This is a genomic window from Reinekea marinisedimentorum, from assembly GCF_004341165.1.
GTDB lineage: Bacteria > Pseudomonadota > Gammaproteobacteria > Pseudomonadales > Natronospirillaceae > Reinekea > Reinekea marinisedimentorum.
Genome location: NZ_SLZR01000002.1, coordinates 28,899 through 46,735, shown reverse-complemented (window position 1 = coordinate 46,735; position 17,837 = coordinate 28,899). Strand labels below are relative to the sequence as shown.

Genomic DNA, 17,837 nt, shown 5'->3' with positions numbered 1-17,837 from the left:
TTAAGAGTTTAAGGCTTAACTGCAAGACCATTAAAGTCGAGTGTTCCGGAGGTCAGGTAACTACGTAATCTATAGATATTTTGAGTGACTTCTTCAAATGACGTTTGTAATTCTTCGTACACTTCATAGTCTGAATTGTACAAGCCCTTGTTTGAACCGTCGTCATCGATGAATTTGAACCAGTGGAAACCAACACAATTTTTACTTTCTAAAAGTTGTATGGCGAAGTTTTCAAAGAATAGAGAGCGGTCATTTTGAGTTTCTACCAGCCATCCTGCGCCATCCTCGTTTTCCATGCCGGAGTCGATTGCCTTGGTATAAAATTCAGTTATAAGGAAAGGCTTATCTACTGACTCCCAAATAGCAAGGTGGTCTTCATTGGGTTGCCACTGGCCATAGTAGTTTATACTGATAACGTCGACATACTTTGCAGCAGCTTCGATAATATAAGGGTTACTCTTAGCGCTGGAGTGTAGGCGGCTACCGAGATAAAGGTGGTTAGGGTCGTAGGTTTTTATTGCTTCGCTTACAATACGGTAATAAGTTTCCGCAACGTAGCCCTGGTACTTTTCTTCATCTTCATCGCTGATATCATCAGAATCGTAAGAAGTTCCGTAGTTACTCTTCATCCACTCGTCGGCTGCCTGATACATCGGATTGTCTGAGCTTAAAGCGAGGCTGGCGATCAATTGTGATTTGTGGAAATTTAGTTCGTTGTCTGAAAAATGGCCGAGTACTAAAGGGTCTCCTGCATAGTCCGTCATTTGTTGAGCAATTTCGTCAATAAAATCTTCAAACCCGGGATAAAAAACCGGGATGATGTCAGCTTCAAATAATTCTTGTGTTTCTTCATTGCTGTTTTTGAACTGAGCCATCATGTTCCAGCGAGGGGTGTACGCGAGGCCCTCAAACGTGTTTTCATCGGACCAGGAACCCAATGTATTGATTCCAGTACCAACCAGAGCCGATGTGATATCGAGGGCGTCTGAATCTTTAACTGAGTTCAGCCCGATAGATAAAAATGAATAGCCTTCAGGGTCGACCAAATGCCAGATGCCACCCTGTTGCTTGGTATAGTAAAAGCCTGTTCCACCATAGTTTAAGCGGTTCCAGCCACCATAGGTTTTCTTTGCAGATTTTCCACTGACATCAGTAAGGGTATGCCCGGAAAATTCTCCGTGTTCTGTCCACGCGTAATCTATACCGAAATCAAAAGGTATGCTGTCTTCACTGCTATCAAAATAGAGTATAGGTTGCATAGCTGATTCATCGCTTTCTTCTGAAGATAGCTTTAACGAAGAAGATGTTGATTCTATAGCGCTGAAGACTAGTGTGAAATTATCGCTTCCATTTTCGATCAGTTCATTGATGGCTGAAGTCACATCTACTTTCAAATAGTTATTTTGAACTGCGGGGACTTCTGCTAGCTGTGTAAGGTTTGAAAGCTGACTGTCCCAGTCTAAAGAGCTCTCGCCCCAGTTCTCCTCTGTATACTCAACGCTGATTGAGCTGGAAAACATGGATTCAATTCCTACCTGGAAATAGGCCGATTGTAATGAGCGAGTTAATTCACTAATGTTAAAACTGTAGTAGGCTTTTCTGTCACGCGAACCTGAACTGCTTTTTTTGACCAGTAGAGTCTCGGCATCGCTGAAGTTATTGTCTGCTTCATAGCTACTTACGTAGCTGTCCTTATTGACGGGTAATTCCGTCAAGCCTATAGCATAAGCATGGTTGATAACAGTTGAGGCTAGAATTACCGTGCTGATCACCAATTTTTCTTTCAAATGAAAAGTCATCTTTTTATCCTGTATGTTGTTATATGATCAGATTTATAACGTCTTCAAATCTTCAGGAAAAATATCATGAGCATGTTGAGCCAACTGTGAACTCACCGAACTAAATCATAAATGAGTGCACAAGAGATGAATTACGCCCTGTATAGTGCGCTTGCTCACAAATCAAGTGATAAGCAGAGCAGGTTGTAGATAAAAATAATGAGTCGTTCACCCGAATAGTTCGATAACAACATCATGGATATTCCGGTATCTCGTAGCTTGGGATGGTTTTGATATGACTCCGTCGAAAGAGAACTGTGTGACAATGCTCATTTTTTAATTTTAATCTGCTGTAAACGTGCACTGTTAACATTCTTGTTTTACTACCTTTCTGCTCATTACTATTATCGAGCTTCAATAATTCCTTCAATAGCTATCCGTAAAAAGCGATAGAAAGCCTTTCAGGTTTCATAATTGACCGGGTTCACACTTTTATCAGGTAAATTCACTATGTGGCTTAGTATATTTAGACGGACTCCCAAGGCGTTTGACAGAATTGCAGGTAAAGATCAGCTTATATGTCGTAGCAAACTGAAAAAAGCGCTAAATACCAGCAATCAGTTATTGGTGAATAGGATATTTGAACTGATTGACCTGGATAAATCTGGCTACATCGACCGGTATGAGTTTGATACGTTTGCCAATACAATATCCTACAACGATAAAAGGCATCGCCTTCGTTTTATCATTGCAATATGCGACCTCAATGGCGATGGTTATGTGAATAAGGATGAGCTTGGGCAAATACTCGATGCTTGCATTAGGGATCAAAGTTTAAACCTGACTGGAGAGCAGAAAAAGGCTATTAAAGATTGTGTTTTCAGTCTTGCTGGGTTGTCTGATGATGACAAAGGGCTAAATCTTAAAGAATTTAAAAAATTTATAGAATTAGTTCCCGGCTTCGATTTTCAGTTCGATCAGTTTGTAAATGAATTACTGGGTAGAAAAAATATCCGACAAAGAAGCAGCAGTAAGTCACCTGTATTTTTCAAGCTGAACTTTTTCCGTAATTATCTAAAGGATGTGCTCTGGTTTTCTTTTTACGCCGCTATCAATGTGTTTCTGTTTTTTAATGCAATGTCCCATTATGAATTACAGGGAGCAACATTGCCGGTACAGCTAGCCAGAGGTGGAGGAGCTTGCCTGAACTTCAATTGTGCTTTAATACTGCTGCCGATGTGCAAGGTACTTTTAGGACGGCTCAGGCATTCTGCGCTCTCTTTCGTATTGCCTCTGGATAACCTGACTGAAATTCACAAGGGTATTGCATTTAATATTATTGGGTTTTCGTTCATACATATTGCTGCTCACTTTACTAATTATACTCTTAATCAGCAAAACATCGCTTTGGTTTTATGTGCTTCAGCTATTGGGATTACAGGTGTCGGTATTACTTCTTCTTTGCTGCTTATATCGGTTACCGGATACCTTCGTTCGAAAAACTATGAGCGGTTCCTTTCTGTACACAAGCTATACGTTCTGTTCTTTATTTTAACCCTGCTTCATGGCCCTGTATTTTGGTTGTGGTTGCTGCCCACGGGTTTGCTGTTCTTGGTGGATATTGGGATTCGTATCTGGAGGAAAAGAAGAACATTAAAAGTCTCAAAGCTGGAGTCTCTACCGGATGGTGTAACGCTGGTGCGCTTTTGTGAGCATCCTTTCAAGAACTTTTACCCGGGTGATTACCTTAAAATTAGAATCCCTTCGGTGGCTAAAGACGAGTGGCATCCCTTTACTATTAGTGCTGCACCGGAGTCTTTCGTTCTCGATCTGCATATCAGATATAACGGTGATTGGACTGGGGCGCTGCATAATTTGTCTAACAGGATGAGATATTCGCATGAGTCTGTTTATGCGCAACTAGACGGCCCCTATAGTGCACCAACCAGCAGTGTATATCGTTCTGACGTAGTGGTGTTGATTGCTGGCGGTATTGGTGTAACGCCATTTGCTTCCACGCTGCAAAGCCTGCTATTGAACGAGAAGAACAATACTTCTGTAAACCAGCAGGTTTACTTTCACTGGCTTAACCGATCGCAAAATTCTTATAGCTGGTTTATAGATTTACTGAATCAAGCCAGCAAACAACTAGGGTCGGATCGCTTTCATCTGCATATTCATTTGACCAGTTTAACCCGGTCATTCTCAAATATTGTTATGCAAATGGCATTTGATGCTTTCTGGTCGGCCTTTAGATTTGACCCTATTACGGGTTTGCCGGCGCAAACATCTGCTGGCCGACCTAACTGGGATTTGGTCTTTAGTGAACTGGCTGCTAAATACCCAAACAAAAAAGTGGATGTATATTTTTGTGGGCCAAAACGACTGGGGAAATCTGTCAGGAAAACAGCGTTGAAGTATGGTTTATATTTCAGGGAAGAAAAATTTGAATAGTATTCGTTTTTCCAGGTGTCGTTTGAGCCGAAAATGAACAACCGATTTTCGTCAATGCAATAGGTTTATCGTTAATGCAATAGTTGAAAAGCCTGCAGTAAGTTGCAGGCTTATAGAGGGAAGATCTCGTTGATTAAACTGCTGCAGGTGGAAAGCACTCCAGTATTTCCACACCGTCTGCAGATTCCACTGTAATGCTTTCAATGCCGGCAGGACAGAAGAAGCGATCAAACATCTTCAGTTCAGTCTGTTCGCCATCGATGGTGACCGTACATTCGCCACGGGTAACGATGCCAATGTAGAAATCGCTTTCTGATTTTTCCAGCTTGCCTTTTAATGTGGAGCGCTTTACCCGGAACTTATCGGTGATGGTTTCATCGATCAGTGAATCCTGAAACGAATGCTCGTTAAATTCGCGCTCACGTTTTGGCTGGTGCCGGAACTTGGCAATCGCCTGCTCAACGGAAAGGGCGGTGAAATCAAAAACATCCATGCAGAAGTCGAGGTCACGTTTCATGAAGCGGGCTTCGACTGGCATGGTGTAGCCGGCCTTGGTGAACTCAAAGCGTACCGCCCAGTCGGAAGGCTCCATGATTTCCACCATTAAAATACCTTCACCGATGGCATGCGGTGCGCCGCCGGGGATAAACAGGCAGTCCCCCTCTTTGACCGGTACTTTTTCAAAGCAGCGTTCAATGGCATCGATGTCCTGATCTTCAATCATTTTTTTGAAATCTTCACGCGCAGGCGGGTGCTGGAAGCCAACATAAACGTAAGGGTTTTCAATGCCTTCACGCACCTGCAGAATGTAGTAGCCCTCCGCCTTGCCGTGGTTGCTGTTCAATCGCTCGCGGGCAAATTCAGCCGAAGGGTGGGCCTGAAAGTGCAGGCGCACTGATGAATCCAGGAACTTAACCAGCAGCATCGGGTTATTGCCAAATTTGTGAATGTGCGCATCGCCCAGGAAATACGCCGGGTCGATTTTTAGAAGCTCATCGAAAGCGATTTTTTCATCACCAATCAGTGCTTCAGAGATGCCTTCGTGGATGTGCTCTCTGTCTGGGTTAACGGCGCGCGTAGTGGAGCCAATCCAGTCCTCCGGAAAGTGTGTATCCGCCGGCTCGGCTTTGTTCTCCAGCTGGTCCAGAATTTTACCGCCGGTGTACGTCCGCCAAACGCGGTTTGGAGAAAACTTAATCAGTTTGTTGCTGTAATTCATTTGGCGAATCCGTTAGTTGGTTTGCTTGGCAAGTGCAGCGGCAACAGCGCCGCGGGCACCCAGTTCTTTTACGTTAGCAACTGCCTGTATCAGCTGCTCAACAAATGCCTGGTTTTGTTTGATGTCTGTGCCGAAAATTTGCTCAATGCTGAGCAGTGCCTTTACGATTTGCTCTGGGCTTTTGGCGCCGGCCAGTTGGCTGCGTATTTCGCTGAGCATTGGGTCCCGTACTTCAATGCTTCCGCCTCGTTCATCCTTTTCGCCAACATAAACCATCCATCCGGCCAGACCCAGTGTCAACCAGGTTACGCTGTTGCCTTTTGCAAAGTGATAGCGCAGTGACTCGCACATGCGCTGCGGCAGTTTTTGACTGCCATCGGTGGCGATCTGATAGGTTTCGTGGGCGATTGCCGTATTGGCAAAGCGATTGATCAGCAGGTTGGCATAAGCGGTTAAGTCGGTGCCTTCCGGCATCGATAACGTCGTGGCCTGTTCGTCAGTCATCAGCTTATGTGCCGCGGTGCGGTAGTCTTTGTCTGCCATGGTCTGGTAGATGTATTTAAAGCCACCTAAAAAGCCCAGATAGGCAAGGAACGAGTGGCTGCCATTGAGCATGCGCAGCTTCATGTTTTCAAACGGGATTACATCCTCAACAAAGGTGGCGCCGGCAACACCCCAGTCGGGCCGGCCGCTGACGAAGTTATCTTCAATCACCCACTGGCGGAATGGTTCGCAGACGATGCCACACGGGTCGGCAATGCCCAGCTGTTCGGCCAGGGCGGCGCTGCTTTCTTCTGTAATGGCGGGGACGATTCTGTCGACCATGGTGCAGGGGAAGGTCACCTCGGATTCAATCCAGTCGTGCAGGTCACTGTTTAATTCGGCGGCGTAATCCAGCACAACCTGGCGGGCGACGTGGCTGTTGCCCTGAATGTTGTCGCAAGACATCACGGTAAATGGCTTGTCGCCGTTTTCTTTGCGAATACGCAAGGCTTCAACAATATAACCAATCGCTGACTGTGGTTCGGATGGATGGCTCAGGTCGGCTTTAATCAGGCCGTTGTTGCTGTCCAGATGTCCGGTGCTCAGGTCGGCACAGTAGCCTTTCTCTGTAATGGTCAGTGATACGATTTCGATCTCGGGGTCGGCCATCTTCGCCAGAACGGCCTGCTTGCCATCCAGTTCGGGGTGCAGAGATTCTGTCACGGCGCCACTGATTTTTACCACCGGGTTAGCGGCGTCTTTTTCCAGCACCGAGTAGAGGTGGTCTTGCTGGCGCAGCTGTTTGATCAGCTCTTCACCACCAAACAGATTGATTTCACAAATACCCCAGTCGCTGCCGGTGAGTGCCAGCATTTCGCTGGTATAGAGGCCCTGATGAGCCCGGTGGAATGCGCCAAAGCCCAGGTGAACGATGCGGCTTGTTAAGCCGGAGCGGTCAAATCCGGGTTGAATAACAGAGGCCTTGAGTGGCTCATTAGAAATATTCTTGCTCACAGGGGTTCCTTCATTTTGACGGATTAATCGGTGGCAGCGGCTTATCACAAGCCTGCCCGGCCTGAACTTGGTGATTATCTGGTGGGGATGATGGTGCTTTTGGCGAGTTAAGTCAAATTGGTCAACCAGTTTGGCGACGGTGGGGCTGTCTCTCGCAAAAGCCCTTTCAGAGCGCGGGTGTAATCTTGTTCTTGCCATTTTTGCAAGAATTGTATGAACTAATCGGCATGATTGGTTGACCAAATTGAATTAGGGTATACACTACTGGTTGGTAATATTCAGTACATAAGACAAGTTTTAAAAGGCAGGCATTAATAAGTTATGCGTAATTTCGAACCGAAGCGGCCCTATCAGAAAGTTGGTTTAGAGCTTCGCCGGATGTTGGTTGATAAAGACTATAAGGTGGGTGACAAACTGCCGGCAGAACGCGATATCGCTGAACTGCTGGGTGTCACCCGAACCGTTGTGCGTGAAGCATTGATTATGCTTGAGCTCGAAAACCTGATTGAAGTTCGTAAAGGCTCGGGTGTCTTTATTATCGACCTGCCATCTTCCACCTCCGGTTCGCAATCGCTTAAAGATGACGTGGGTCCGTTTGAACTGCTGCAGGCCCGTCAACTGTTGGAGAGCAATATCGCTGAATTTGCGGCTCTGCAGGCAACCCCTAAAGATATCTCCAACATGCGCGAAGCGCTGGATATGGAAATATCTGAGCTGAGCCAGAAAGAAGGCAAGCAGTACGGCGATAAAGAGTTTCACCTGTGTGTCGCACGGGCTACGCAAAACTCGGTGCTGGTCGATATGCTGCTGGAATCCTGGGAACGGCGCGAAAACAGCCCAATGTGGGAACAGCTGCACAGCCGTATCCGCAGTACTAAGTATCAGGAACTATGGCTGCAGGATCACTCCGATATCCTGCTGGCGTTGCAGAAAAAAGACCCGGTCGCTGCCAAGCGGGCGATGTGGCAACACCTTGAAAACGTCAAGTTCAAACTATTTGAGTTGTCCGATATCGATGACCCAAGCTTCGACGGGTATTTATTCAAATCCAACCCTGTCGTTCTCTCAGAAAATAATTAATCGAGGTATTCATCATGGAACAAACCTGGCGCTGGTACGGTCCGGCAGATTCAGTGACGCTTAACGATATTCGCCAGGCGGGTGCAACCGGCATTGTCAATGCATTGCACCATATTCCTAACGGGCAGGTATGGAGCAAAGAAGAGATTCTCAAGCGCAAGGCCCTGATTGAAGAGAAGAGCCTGGTCTGGTCGGTGGTAGAAAGCGTGCCGGTCCATGAAGAAATCAAAACCCGCTCCGGAAATTATCAGGAGTGGATTGAAAACTATAAGCAGACGCTGGTGAATCTGGCCGAGTGCGGCATTGATACCGTCTGTTATAACTTTATGCCGGTTCTGGACTGGACCCGTACCGACCTCGCCTATGAGTTACCGGACGGTTCAAAGGCGCTGCGTTTTGATCAGATCGCCTTTGCAGCTTTCGATCTGTACATTCTCAAGCGCGCCGGTGCTGAAGCAGAATACAGCGACGAAGAAAAGGCCGAGGCTCAGGCATATCTGGAAGCGGCCAGTGAGGCTGATATCGCCCAGCTGACGTCGAATATTATTGCCGGCCTGCCGGGTGCCGAAGAAGGCTATACCCTGGAAGAGTTCCAGGCCCAGCTTGATCGCTATAAAGATATCGATGAAGCCAAATTGCGCGAAAACCTGGCACTGTTCCTTCAGGAGTTGGTACCGGTTTGCGAGCAACATGGTTTGCGCTTGGCGATTCACCCGGATGATCCACCGCGCGCTATTCTTGGCTTGCCACGCATAATCTCCAACATTGACGATATCGCCTGGTTGACCTCCGCTGTGCCAAGCAAAGCCAACGGCATTACCATGTGTACCGGTTCTTATGGTGTGCGCGGCGATAACGATCTACCGGAGATGATTCGTCAGTTCGGTGACCGCATCAACTTTATCCACTTGCGCTCTACTCAGCGTGAAGACAATCAGAAGAGCTTCCACGAGGCTGCTCACCTGTCTGGCGATGTCGACATGTACGAAGTGGTTTATGAGTTATTGAAGGAAGAAAAGCGTCGCTCCGAAGTGGGTGACCGTCGCCTGATTCCAATGCGCCCTGATCATGGCCATCAAATTCTGGATGATCTGAATAAGCAGTCCAATCCGGGGTATTCGGCTATTGGCCGACTGAAAGGCTTGGCGGAATTACGGGGTCTGGAGATGGGTCTGAAGCGGGCTAAGTTTTAACGACTGAACCTCTAATTGTTTAACGACTGAACCCAATTGAATGTATCAACAACCAGGCCCGTCAACCGACGGGCTTGTCTTTTTTAGCGCAGAAAACCCGGATCACTGCTCTTTTGCGGTGCAGGTTAGCCACGTCAGACTTTGTTGACAATCTGGCCTCGGTAGATCCGTACGGGGGGCTTATGCTGGGGCTGATCAGCTTCCTGTGTTAACGGGCTGTCGACCAGTTGAGTTTGGCCGCGGTAGGTTTTCAGGATTTTTCGAGGGTGCTCTGTCGTATTCTCAGATAACGCGTGGGCCCACGGTTCACCGGCCAGCTGGAACAATTCCTTGATCAGTGCCAGGGTGATGGCATCTTTGGTTTTCTGGAAAATATCGGTTAATTCAGATAATAATTCCGGATTGGCCATCTTGATATTCGGTTTGGTGTCGGCATCTGCACGACGCCGTATCTCTTTTATCAGATCAATCATTGATTTGGTGTAAGTCATCTACGTCCCACCTTGCTTGATTAGTCGCAGAGTCAAAGCAATATCAATGCCTCTTATATAGTGCATCTCAGTATTCGATCTGGCTTATTGTGAAATGGATACCATACCTTGTAGCGACAGCTCACTTTTCTGCTGATAAGATTTCGCCAAAGTCAGCAATGAATCGCATCCGTGTCAGATTTTCGAATTATAAGTATCCTGTTGTGTTGCCTGCTGTTGTTCCCCTTTGCTCAGGCCGATGATCTTGATCAGAGCAGGCAACAGCTTGAATACATCAGCAAAGAGTTAAAATCCCTGCAGTCCAGGCTGGCCAAGCAAAATCAGGATGCCTCCAAACAGCGCCAGGCGTTGCAGCAGGTTGAAAGCGAGATAGGGCGAATACAAACCGGCATTCGGCAATTGAATAGCGGCATCAAGGCCAATAACAGCCGTTTAGATGAACTGGCCGCGCAGCGCTCAAAGCTGGAGCAGCGACAGGCCGAAAAACAGGACGAGATGGCTGAAATTCTCCGGCTTGCCTATAAACAGAATAACTTTCCGCTGCTGAAGCTTATTTTATCCGGCCAGCGACCAGAGGAAATGTCCCGTCAGCTGTATTACTTCTCTGCTTTAACCGATAACCAGCAGCAACAGCTGACCGCCTGGCTGGAGGAGCAGCGACTTCTGGCACAGACCATCGAGGCTGAAACGGCCACCCGCAATAAGCTGAGCGAAGATAAAGCTGCGCTCACGGCTCAGCTGAATGAATTGTCGCAACAGAAGAACCGGCGTGAGCAGGTGATTGCGAACCTGAAAACAGAGACCGCCAATACACAGGCAGAAATCGCCCGCAAAGAAGCCGAACGGGAGCGCATGACGGAACTTATTGCGCAATTACAGGCCAAACTGGATGCCATGAGCCTTGAATTTCCCGGTTTAGAAGCAATTGGTAAAGTTAAGGGTAAATTATCCTGGCCGGTAGCCGGTAAGCTGGTAAATCAGTATGGTCGCTCTATTGATGGCACTGCTTTGAAATGGCAGGGTTGGCTGATAGAGGCATCGTCGGGCACGGAAGTGAAGGCGATACATGGCGGCCGGGTAATCTTTGCAGACTTCTTTAAATCCAGCGGCTTACTGCTGATTGTTGACCACGGCGATGGCGTCTGGTCACTTTACGGCCGTAACCAGGCATTGCTGAAAGATGTCGGCAGCTGGGTTGAAGCCGGTGAGGTAATTGCCGAGGTTGGCCAGTCCGGTGGCTATAGCCGCAGCGGTCTATACTTTGAGTTTCGTATAGATGGCGAACCAGTCAATCCATCCGCCTGGTTGAGTAAAAGGTAGGCCCATGTGAATGAAATGAATGAAACAACTGATGTTAAAGGAACTGTTATGAGATTAATTCGTAACCCAGTACTGGCTGCTACGACAGCGCTGATCATTGGCATTGCTGTCGGCTTAACCACTGGCGCGCAGGCGAACAGTGAAACCCGGCTGCCTATCGATGAAGTGCGCTTAATGTCTCAGGTGCTGGAGCGTATTAAGCAAAGCTATGTGGAAGAAGTGACCGATGAAGAGCTCATTGAAGCCGCCATTGAAGGCATGCTCCGGGGCCTTGACCCGCACTCCGATTACCTGACCCCGGATGATTTTGCCGATCTGCGCGAGAGTACCTCGGGTGAGTTTGGTGGCCTGGGTATCGAAATTACTCTGGATGAAACCGGCTTTGTGCGTGTTGTTTCTCCAATTGACGATACCCCTGCCTATAAAGCCGGCATGCAGTCCGGCGATTTAATCACTCAGATCGACGATACACCGGTTAAGGGCATGACCATTAACGATGCCGTTAATCTGATGCGTGGCGAGCCGGGTACCGATATTGAACTGACCGTTTTGCGTGAAGGTGAATCCGGACCGCTGACCGTTGAGATCACCCGCGACATTATCAAGATCACCAGTATTCGCCACCGTATGCTGGAACCGGATTTCGGATACATTCGCATCTCGGCCTTCCAGGAGCGTACCGGTAACGATTTTGAAGATGCCATTAAGGCTCTGAACGACGAAACCGAGAACGGCCTCAAGGGCTTGGTACTCGACCTGCGTAATAACCCGGGCGGCGTGCTGCAGGCATCCGTTGCCGTGGTCGATGCACTGATCGATGAAGGCCTGATTGTGTATACCGAAGGGCGCATCTCCAACTCAGACAGCCGTTTCGTGGCGCACAGTGATGACCCGAGTAATGGCGTCAACCTGGTGGTATTGATCAATGGCGGTTCCGCATCGGCATCGGAAATTGTTGCCGGCGCGATTCAGGATCACAAGCGTGGCTTGATTCTGGGTACCCGTTCGTTCGGTAAGGGTTCTGTGCAAACCATTCTGCCATTGAGTCAGGATCATGCACTGAAGCTGACCACGGCGCGTTACTTCACGCCAAGTGGCCGTTCTATTCAGGCGCAGGGTATTGAGCCGGATATCATCATTCGTCAGGGTTCATTAACCCAGAACCAGAATGACCCGTTCTATAAAGAAGCTGATCTGGCCGGGGCATTGGATAACCCGAACGGTGATGCCGACAGCGATAGCAAAGCGACTGCAGAAAGTACGCAGAAAGCAGAAGCTGAGCTGGCAGAAGATGATTACCAGCTTTATCAGGCACTGACGGTGCTGAAGGGAATTTCTATTCTGAATGCGAGCCGTTAAAGCCCTCGTTGCACTTCATCTGCTGGCGCTGCTGTTCTGTAGCGCCAGCCATTCTTACGCTTCCGGATCCATTGTACTGATACTGGATGACCTCGGTAATCAGCGTGACATCGGCAGAGAAGCCATTGATATTCCATGGGTCTCTACCGTTGCTGTTATGCCCGGCCGGCCTTTTTCGCAAGAGCTGGCGGAGTATGCGCACGCCAGAAGCAAAGAGGTCATCATTCATGCTCCCATGTCAAACACCACCGACTTTCCACTCGGCGCTCTTGGCCTCGACCGTGCCGACGGCAAGGTGCAATTGTTGGCCAACCTGCAAAAGGCCATTCAGAGCGTGCCGTATGCGGTCGGCTTGTCAAACCATATGGGCAGCCGGTTAACGCAAGACAGAGAAGCCATGAATTGGGTGATGAAGGAGCTGAAACAGGCCGGTTTCTATTTTTTTGACAGCCGAACCATCGCCACCACCATCGCCTGGGAAGCTGCACGCGATGCGCATATCCCGTGGTCGATAAGGCAGATTTTCCTCGATCATTACCAGACTCAGGAGTTTATCGCCGGCCAATGGCAAAAGGCGGTAGACCGTGCCCGTGACGGCGAAAACATCACCGTGATCTGTCACCCCTATGCGGAAACCATCCGCTTCTTCCGGGAGCTCGACCCCGCCCAATACGAGCTCACGCAAACGGCACCGCTTTCGTCGGTTTTAAACTATGCTCCAGTTCAATTACCATTGCGTAACTTTCCTGAAGGTGCCTGACTAAGGCGGTTCATAGCCGGTTAAGTTGCATCTCTTAGGCTTTGAGTTTAAAAAAATAAAATCTGTTTTTTGGAGTTATTTATGAACAAGCTGCTGGTTCTATGGCCGCTATTGATCGTTGTCGTGAGCGGGTGTGCCACACTGAATAAAGATGAATGCCTGACCGCAGACTGGTATCAGATTGGCTATGAGGATGGTGCACGCGGCTACGCCGATACCCGCATTGCTTCTCATCGCGAGGCCTGTGCCAAGCATGGTATTACGCCGGTATTCAGGGATTATCAGGATGGCTATGAAGAGGGCGTGATACGCTTCTGTACCACCAGCAATGGTTTTGCGCAGGGGAAACGGGGTTACAACTACAGCGGCATTTGCCCTTCCGGTTTGGAAGCATCGTTCCTGGATGGCTATGAGGCCGGTAAGCAAATTTACTCGGTGAGCAGTCTGATCAGTTCGCTCAACGATGAGCAGCGTCAAAATGAAAACAACATTGAAGCCCTGCAGAACCAGATCATCGATAAAACCAATCTGATGCTGGCAGATACCACATCCATTGCCGACCGCTACACCTTGAATGCTGAAATCAGTCAGATGCAGCAGGATCTTGGCGGCCTGGAAGAGCGTAACAGACAGATTATTGTGGAAACCGCCGAAGCACAGGCCAAGCTTCAGGTGCTTGAAGAAAAGTATGCCTACTACTGAGTTCACAGAGTCGTGCTTAGCTCCGGCTTGTTTCATCGACAGCCATTGCCACCTCGATGCCGTTGACGGTGTTGCCGAAAAACTGGCGCAGGCAAGGGCTCAGGGCATTGCACAGTTTATTGTGCCGGGTATCGAGCCTGATCAGTGGCCGCAGGTTATTGGGCTTAACAGCGAAGGCGTCTTCTGCGCACTGGGCACACACCCCTGGTATGTTAACAACCCGGAACAGGAAGCCAGATCCCTGGCCGCTGCGATTGTGCAGCATTCGCCGGTGGCCATCGGCGAGATTGGTCTGGATTTTTATCAGGGCAGGGTGTCAAGGCCGGCAAAAGACATTCAGATCGATAGCCTTAACCGGCAGATGGCGCTTGCAGACCAGCATGGCCTGCCGGTGATACTGCATGGCGTTAAAGCCCATAACGAGCTGCTGCAAATACTGAAGAAATTCCCCCGCGTCTGCGGCGTCGTGCATGCGTTTTCCGGCAGCCTTCAAATTGCTGAACAGTACCTTGCCCTGGGTTATTGCCTGGGTGCCGGGCCACTGGTGCTGCAATCGCCGAAGTTGCAGCAGGTGTTTCGGCAGTTGCCGATGAGCCGCATTGTGCTGGAAACCGACGCACCGTTCATGGCGAATAAATCTGCTGGCGGTGATAACCCGTTATTGGCCTTGCGGGAAGTTGCCGAGGCGCTGGCCACGGCGAGAGCGATACCGTTAGCAAGCTTCACTCAGGCGTGCCGGGAAAATACCCAGCGTCTATTCAGCCGGCTGCCTGCCAAATATTTACCGCAATAAAAAACTGTACGGTTCATTCCGGTAATTCATGACCACAATGCCGGCAGTAATCTGCATCCAGCTCGTGGCCAGTTTTACCACAGCCGATACAGCCTCTGGCATCGCGTTTGGCACGCATGGCCTGTGTTAATTCTGCTGTGTAAATGCCGGTGGGTACGGCAATAATGGCGTAGCCGGTGATCATCGTTGCCGATGCGATCATCTGACCAAAAGCCGTTGACGGTGTTACATCACCGTAGCCGACCGTGGTTAGGGTTACGATGGCCCAGTAGATGCTTTTGGGAATTGAGGTAAAGCCGTTCGCCGGCCCTTCCACCATGTACATGATCGAACCGAACACCACCACAATGGTGCAAACAAAATACAGGAATACCAGGATCTTTCTTTTGCTGGAGCGCATGGCCCAAACCAGTTGTTCGGCCTCGTGCATGTAACTGAACAGCTTTAAAACACGGAACACCCGCAAGATGCGCAGAATGCGAATCACCAACAGTGTATTTGCACCGGGAATAAAGATCGACAGGTAGGTTGGAATAATGGAAAGCAGATCAACAATGCCATAAAAGCTGAACGCATACTTTAGCGGATGACGCACACAGGAAAGCCGCAGGAAGTATTCCAGCGTGAATGCCAGGGTAAAAAACCACTCAAGTAAATAGAGCGGCCGTCGATAAAAATCACTTAATAGTGAGACGCTTTCGAGCATTACCGCCACAACACTGAGCAAAATGGCAACGATCAGAAAGACATCGAAGGCTTTACCCTTGCGCGACTCGGCACCAAAAATAATGTCGTTAAGTTCGAGTTGCCAGGCAGAAAGTGAACCCTGATCTTCATCGGTCTGTAATACATGAAACTTGCTGGTTCTTCTGTCTGCCATGATGTCCCCAAAGGAAAACTGAATTTAGTTACAGTTTGTTATTTTTTGCCGGTCTTTAGACTTAGATTAACCGTGGTTGAAAAAAATAGTCTATCGTTATTCCAATAATAATATTAAAAAAAATAGTTCAGAACGCCTCTCATTATACTCGCGGAACCTAAACGGAATTTAATTACTCGGCTGCAGTTGGGCGAAATATTCAATTTTCACAGATGTAAAGGTGTCAGCAGTATGAAATTTACCGGTCCCATCAGTTTGGTAAACCGAGCCATTCTTGTCGGTGTTATTCTTATCTCAACGCTGGTTATTCTTGCGTTCGTTGCCATTCGCGGCTTTGAATCGACAAGAGATCAGTTAAGTAATATTACTAACCGGGCAAGCCCGTTAAAGGCCGTCGTTTCCGATATTCAGGTCGGCTTGCTGAGTGCTAACCTGGTAGTGAACCGTTATGCACAGGCAGAATCCACAACCAGCCAGCAATCGTTGCAGCAGGAGTTTCAGCAATGGGAAAGCAGCAGTTTAGACGCTACGGAAAAGCTTGCTGAGTACAGTGATGACAGCGCACTGAATGCCAGTGTCGTGAGTCTGGCGGCGCAGAATTTTCAGTCTGCCGAAGCGTTTATGGAAGTTGTTCAGCGTGAGCAGCAGGTTGCTGGCAGACTGAATGAACAAAGCGCTTTTCGTGATGAGATGTTCCGTCAGCTGGAGACTGAGCTAACTGATATTGCCGATTACGTTGATGGTGAGGCGTCGATGATTAGCGCGCGTCTGGCACTGGGGCGTTTTTCTAATCTGGTTGAAGCCCTGTTTGAGTTAACGGCCTCTGCCATGCAGCAAACAGACCCCGCTTCCGTGCTGGATTATCGTGAAGAGGCGAGTACAACCTATCAGGAATGGCAACAGGTCTGGCAGGTTATTGAACAGGATATCGGCAGCTTTGGTTCCGTGACCAGCGATCTGATCGTTCAGAGTGAGGGACTGTTTACCGGCGCCGAGTCACTGTTTGTTAACCGCTCCAATTACCTGAAGGAGCTGCAGAACCACGAGCGAATGCTGGTTGAGCTGCACCAGATGGAGGTGCAGGCCCATGAAATGATCTCCTCGCTGATAGCGCTGGCAGAAGGTGTGCAGGCGAGCGCCGAGGAAAAAACCCTGAACCAGCTGGCCAGTGCCCGTTCGTTGATTTCAATCTTCGGTGTTATTGCCACAGTGGTTGCCATCGTGATTATCTGGAACTTGATTATTGGTATAAAACGGCCGATCAACGCCATTCAGAAAGGGCTGCGCCAGATCTCAGAAGGCGATTTATCCACCCGCCTGCCGGAAACCGGCGGTGCCGAGCTGGTCAGCATTGTCCGCGGCGTAAATGCGTTGGCGCAATCGCTGTCAGAAATTCTGGCTGAGGTATCCAACGGCGCCAATCTGGTGAAGAGCACATCGGCACAGGCCCATGAGGTTAATTCGCAGATTAAAACGCGTGTGCGCATGCAAATGGAGGAAACCCATGCGGTAGCGGCAGCGGTAACTGAAATGGAGTCGGCTATTTCACAGGTGGCGACCAATGCCGAAGAAACCAGTGCCGAGGTGCACAGTGCCAACCGGGAAGCGCTGGAAAACAAAGAACTGATGGATTCCAACGTTGTTGCCATTCAGGATCTGGACACCCAGCTACAAAAGGCCAGTCAGGCCATGCTGGAGCTGAAAACAAGCAGTGAAGACATCGAAAAGATCATGGTGGTCATCCAAAGCATTGCCGAACAGACCAACCTACTGGCGCTGAACGCGGCCATTGAAGCGGCGCGTGCTGGTGAGCAAGGCCGTGGCTTTGCCGTGGTCGCCGATGAAGTACGCTCGCTGGCTAAGCGAACACAGGATGCTACCTCTGAAATTTCCGGCATGATCGAAACCCTGCAGCAGAATTCGGAGGGGGCAACCAAGATGATGCAGGCCAGCCAAGCGGATGCGCTGAACAGCGTCGAAAAAGCCCGGGAGGCTGGTGAGGCACTGGAGCGGCTGCTGCAAAACCTATCCTCTATTGATGAAAAGAGCACCAGCATCGCTTCGGCTGCCGAGCAGCAAACCGCGGTGGCAAAAGAAGTGGCAGAGAACGTGGTACGAATCTCAGACCTCAGTGCCGGGTTCAATGCCGGCGTTGGTCAGGCCGATGAGCAATCGCAGGTGCTGGTTCAACTGGCACAGGATCAGGTAGAAATGGTTGGCCGGTTTAAACTCTAGTGGCGCATACGCCACGAGTGACCCATACGGCAGTTAAACGACTCAAGAAATTGACCATCGGTTCGATAACAACAGT

General features: G+C 49.0%; 14 protein-coding genes. 9 read left to right on the top strand and 5 right to left on the bottom strand.

Annotation, left to right across the window (positions count from 1 at the left end; all coding sequences use genetic code 11):
• Nucleotides 1-8: 8 nt before the first annotated feature.
• A complete protein-coding gene (locus tag BCF53_RS02495; protein WP_132699567.1) occupies nt 9-1,799 on the bottom strand; it encodes a CBM96 family carbohydrate-binding protein in 1,791 nt (596 codons plus the stop codon).
• A 489-nt stretch (nt 1,800-2,288) separates the two neighbouring features.
• Here BCF53_RS02495 and BCF53_RS02490 point away from each other — a divergent pair, with 489 nt between their 5' ends.
• Complete coding sequence (locus BCF53_RS02490; RefSeq protein ID WP_132699565.1) at nt 2,289-4,232, top strand: ferric reductase-like transmembrane domain-containing protein; 1,944 nt, start codon at nt 2,289-2,291, stop codon at nt 4,230-4,232.
• Nucleotides 4,233-4,365: 133 nt separating this feature from the next.
• On the opposite strand, the gene BCF53_RS02485 is transcribed toward BCF53_RS02490, so the two are convergent.
• On the bottom strand, nt 4,366-5,451 hold the full coding sequence (locus BCF53_RS02485) for a class I mannose-6-phosphate isomerase (protein WP_132699563.1): 1,086 nt from the start codon (nt 5,449-5,451) through the stop codon (nt 4,366-4,368).
• A gap of 12 nt (nt 5,452-5,463) precedes the next feature.
• Nucleotides 5,464-6,948, bottom strand: coding sequence for a mannitol dehydrogenase family protein (locus BCF53_RS02480; RefSeq protein WP_207902630.1), 1,485 nt, complete (start codon nt 6,946-6,948; stop codon nt 5,464-5,466).
• A gap of 321 nt (nt 6,949-7,269) precedes the next feature.
• Here BCF53_RS02480 and BCF53_RS02475 point away from each other — a divergent pair, with 321 nt between their 5' ends.
• A complete protein-coding gene (locus tag BCF53_RS02475) occupies nt 7,270-8,028 on the top strand; it encodes an FCD domain-containing protein (protein ID WP_132699559.1) in 759 nt (252 codons plus the stop codon).
• Nucleotides 8,029-8,042: 14 nt separating this feature from the next.
• Nucleotides 8,043-9,221 (top strand): mannonate dehydratase, encoded by a 1,179-nt coding sequence (gene uxuA / locus BCF53_RS02470; RefSeq protein WP_132699557.1) that lies wholly within the window; start codon nt 8,043-8,045, stop codon nt 9,219-9,221.
• Between the two features lie 134 nt (nt 9,222-9,355).
• Here the strand turns inward: uxuA and BCF53_RS02465 are convergent, their stop codons facing one another.
• Entirely contained in the window at nt 9,356-9,712 is a 357-nt protein-coding gene (locus BCF53_RS02465; RefSeq protein ID WP_132699555.1) for a hypothetical protein, read from the bottom strand.
• A 171-nt stretch (nt 9,713-9,883) separates the two neighbouring features.
• Between BCF53_RS02465 and BCF53_RS02460 the strand changes: the two genes are divergently transcribed.
• The 5 genes from BCF53_RS02460 to BCF53_RS02440 all read left to right on the top strand — a co-directional run bounded on the left by BCF53_RS02460 (nt 9,884) and on the right by BCF53_RS02440 (nt 14,646).
• Nucleotides 9,884-11,032, top strand: a complete 1,149-nt coding sequence (locus BCF53_RS02460; RefSeq protein WP_132699553.1) for a murein hydrolase activator EnvC family protein — start codon at nt 9,884-9,886, stop codon at nt 11,030-11,032.
• Nucleotides 11,033-11,080: 48 nt separating this feature from the next.
• Entirely contained in the window at nt 11,081-12,391 is a 1,311-nt protein-coding gene (locus BCF53_RS02455) for a S41 family peptidase (RefSeq protein WP_243645754.1), read from the top strand.
• Nucleotides 12,378-13,151 (top strand): divergent polysaccharide deacetylase family protein, encoded by a 774-nt coding sequence (locus BCF53_RS02450; protein ID WP_132699549.1) that lies wholly within the window; start codon nt 12,378-12,380, stop codon nt 13,149-13,151. The genes BCF53_RS02455 and BCF53_RS02450 overlap by 14 nt, the downstream gene beginning before the upstream one ends.
• A gap of 81 nt (nt 13,152-13,232) precedes the next feature.
• Nucleotides 13,233-13,853, top strand: coding sequence for a DUF2799 domain-containing protein (locus BCF53_RS02445; RefSeq protein ID WP_132699547.1), 621 nt, complete (start codon nt 13,233-13,235; stop codon nt 13,851-13,853).
• Nucleotides 13,840-14,646, top strand: coding sequence for a TatD family hydrolase (locus BCF53_RS02440; RefSeq protein WP_165901783.1), 807 nt, complete (start codon nt 13,840-13,842; stop codon nt 14,644-14,646). The genes BCF53_RS02445 and BCF53_RS02440 overlap by 14 nt, the downstream gene beginning before the upstream one ends.
• Before the next feature lie 13 nt (nt 14,647-14,659).
• Here BCF53_RS02440 and BCF53_RS02435 read toward each other — a convergent pair whose 3' ends face one another.
• Nucleotides 14,660-15,526, bottom strand: a complete 867-nt coding sequence (locus BCF53_RS02435) for an ion transporter (protein ID WP_132699543.1) — start codon at nt 15,524-15,526, stop codon at nt 14,660-14,662.
• A gap of 231 nt (nt 15,527-15,757) precedes the next feature.
• Between BCF53_RS02435 and BCF53_RS02430 the strand changes: the two genes are divergently transcribed.
• Nucleotides 15,758-17,761 (top strand): methyl-accepting chemotaxis protein, encoded by a 2,004-nt coding sequence (locus tag BCF53_RS02430; protein ID WP_132699541.1) that lies wholly within the window; start codon nt 15,758-15,760, stop codon nt 17,759-17,761.
• Nucleotides 17,762-17,837 lie beyond the last annotated feature (76 nt).

Excerpts from the sequence above, each read along its gene's own strand:
- BCF53_RS02495 (WP_132699567.1), bottom strand. The coding sequence starts at position 1,799 with ATGACTTTTCATTTGAAAGAAAAATTGGTGATCAGCACGGTAATTCTA.
- BCF53_RS02490 (WP_132699565.1), top strand. The coding sequence starts at position 2,289 with ATGTGGCTTAGTATATTTAGACGGACTCCCAAGGCGTTTGACAGAATT.
- BCF53_RS02485 (WP_132699563.1), bottom strand. The coding sequence starts at position 5,451 with ATGAATTACAGCAACAAACTGATTAAGTTTTCTCCAAACCGCGTTTGG.
- BCF53_RS02475 (WP_132699559.1), top strand. The coding sequence starts at position 7,270 with ATGCGTAATTTCGAACCGAAGCGGCCCTATCAGAAAGTTGGTTTAGAG.
- uxuA (WP_132699557.1), top strand. The coding sequence starts at position 8,043 with ATGGAACAAACCTGGCGCTGGTACGGTCCGGCAGATTCAGTGACGCTT.
- BCF53_RS02465 (WP_132699555.1), bottom strand. The coding sequence starts at position 9,712 with ATGACTTACACCAAATCAATGATTGATCTGATAAAAGAGATACGGCGT.
- BCF53_RS02455 (WP_243645754.1), top strand. The coding sequence starts at position 11,081 with ATGAGATTAATTCGTAACCCAGTACTGGCTGCTACGACAGCGCTGATC.
- BCF53_RS02450 (WP_132699549.1), top strand. The coding sequence starts at position 12,378 with ATGCGAGCCGTTAAAGCCCTCGTTGCACTTCATCTGCTGGCGCTGCTG.
- BCF53_RS02445 (WP_132699547.1), top strand. The coding sequence starts at position 13,233 with ATGAACAAGCTGCTGGTTCTATGGCCGCTATTGATCGTTGTCGTGAGC.
- BCF53_RS02440 (WP_165901783.1), top strand. The coding sequence starts at position 13,840 with ATGCCTACTACTGAGTTCACAGAGTCGTGCTTAGCTCCGGCTTGTTTC.
- BCF53_RS02435 (WP_132699543.1), bottom strand. The coding sequence starts at position 15,526 with ATGGCAGACAGAAGAACCAGCAAGTTTCATGTATTACAGACCGATGAA.
- BCF53_RS02430 (WP_132699541.1), top strand. The coding sequence starts at position 15,758 with ATGAAATTTACCGGTCCCATCAGTTTGGTAAACCGAGCCATTCTTGTC.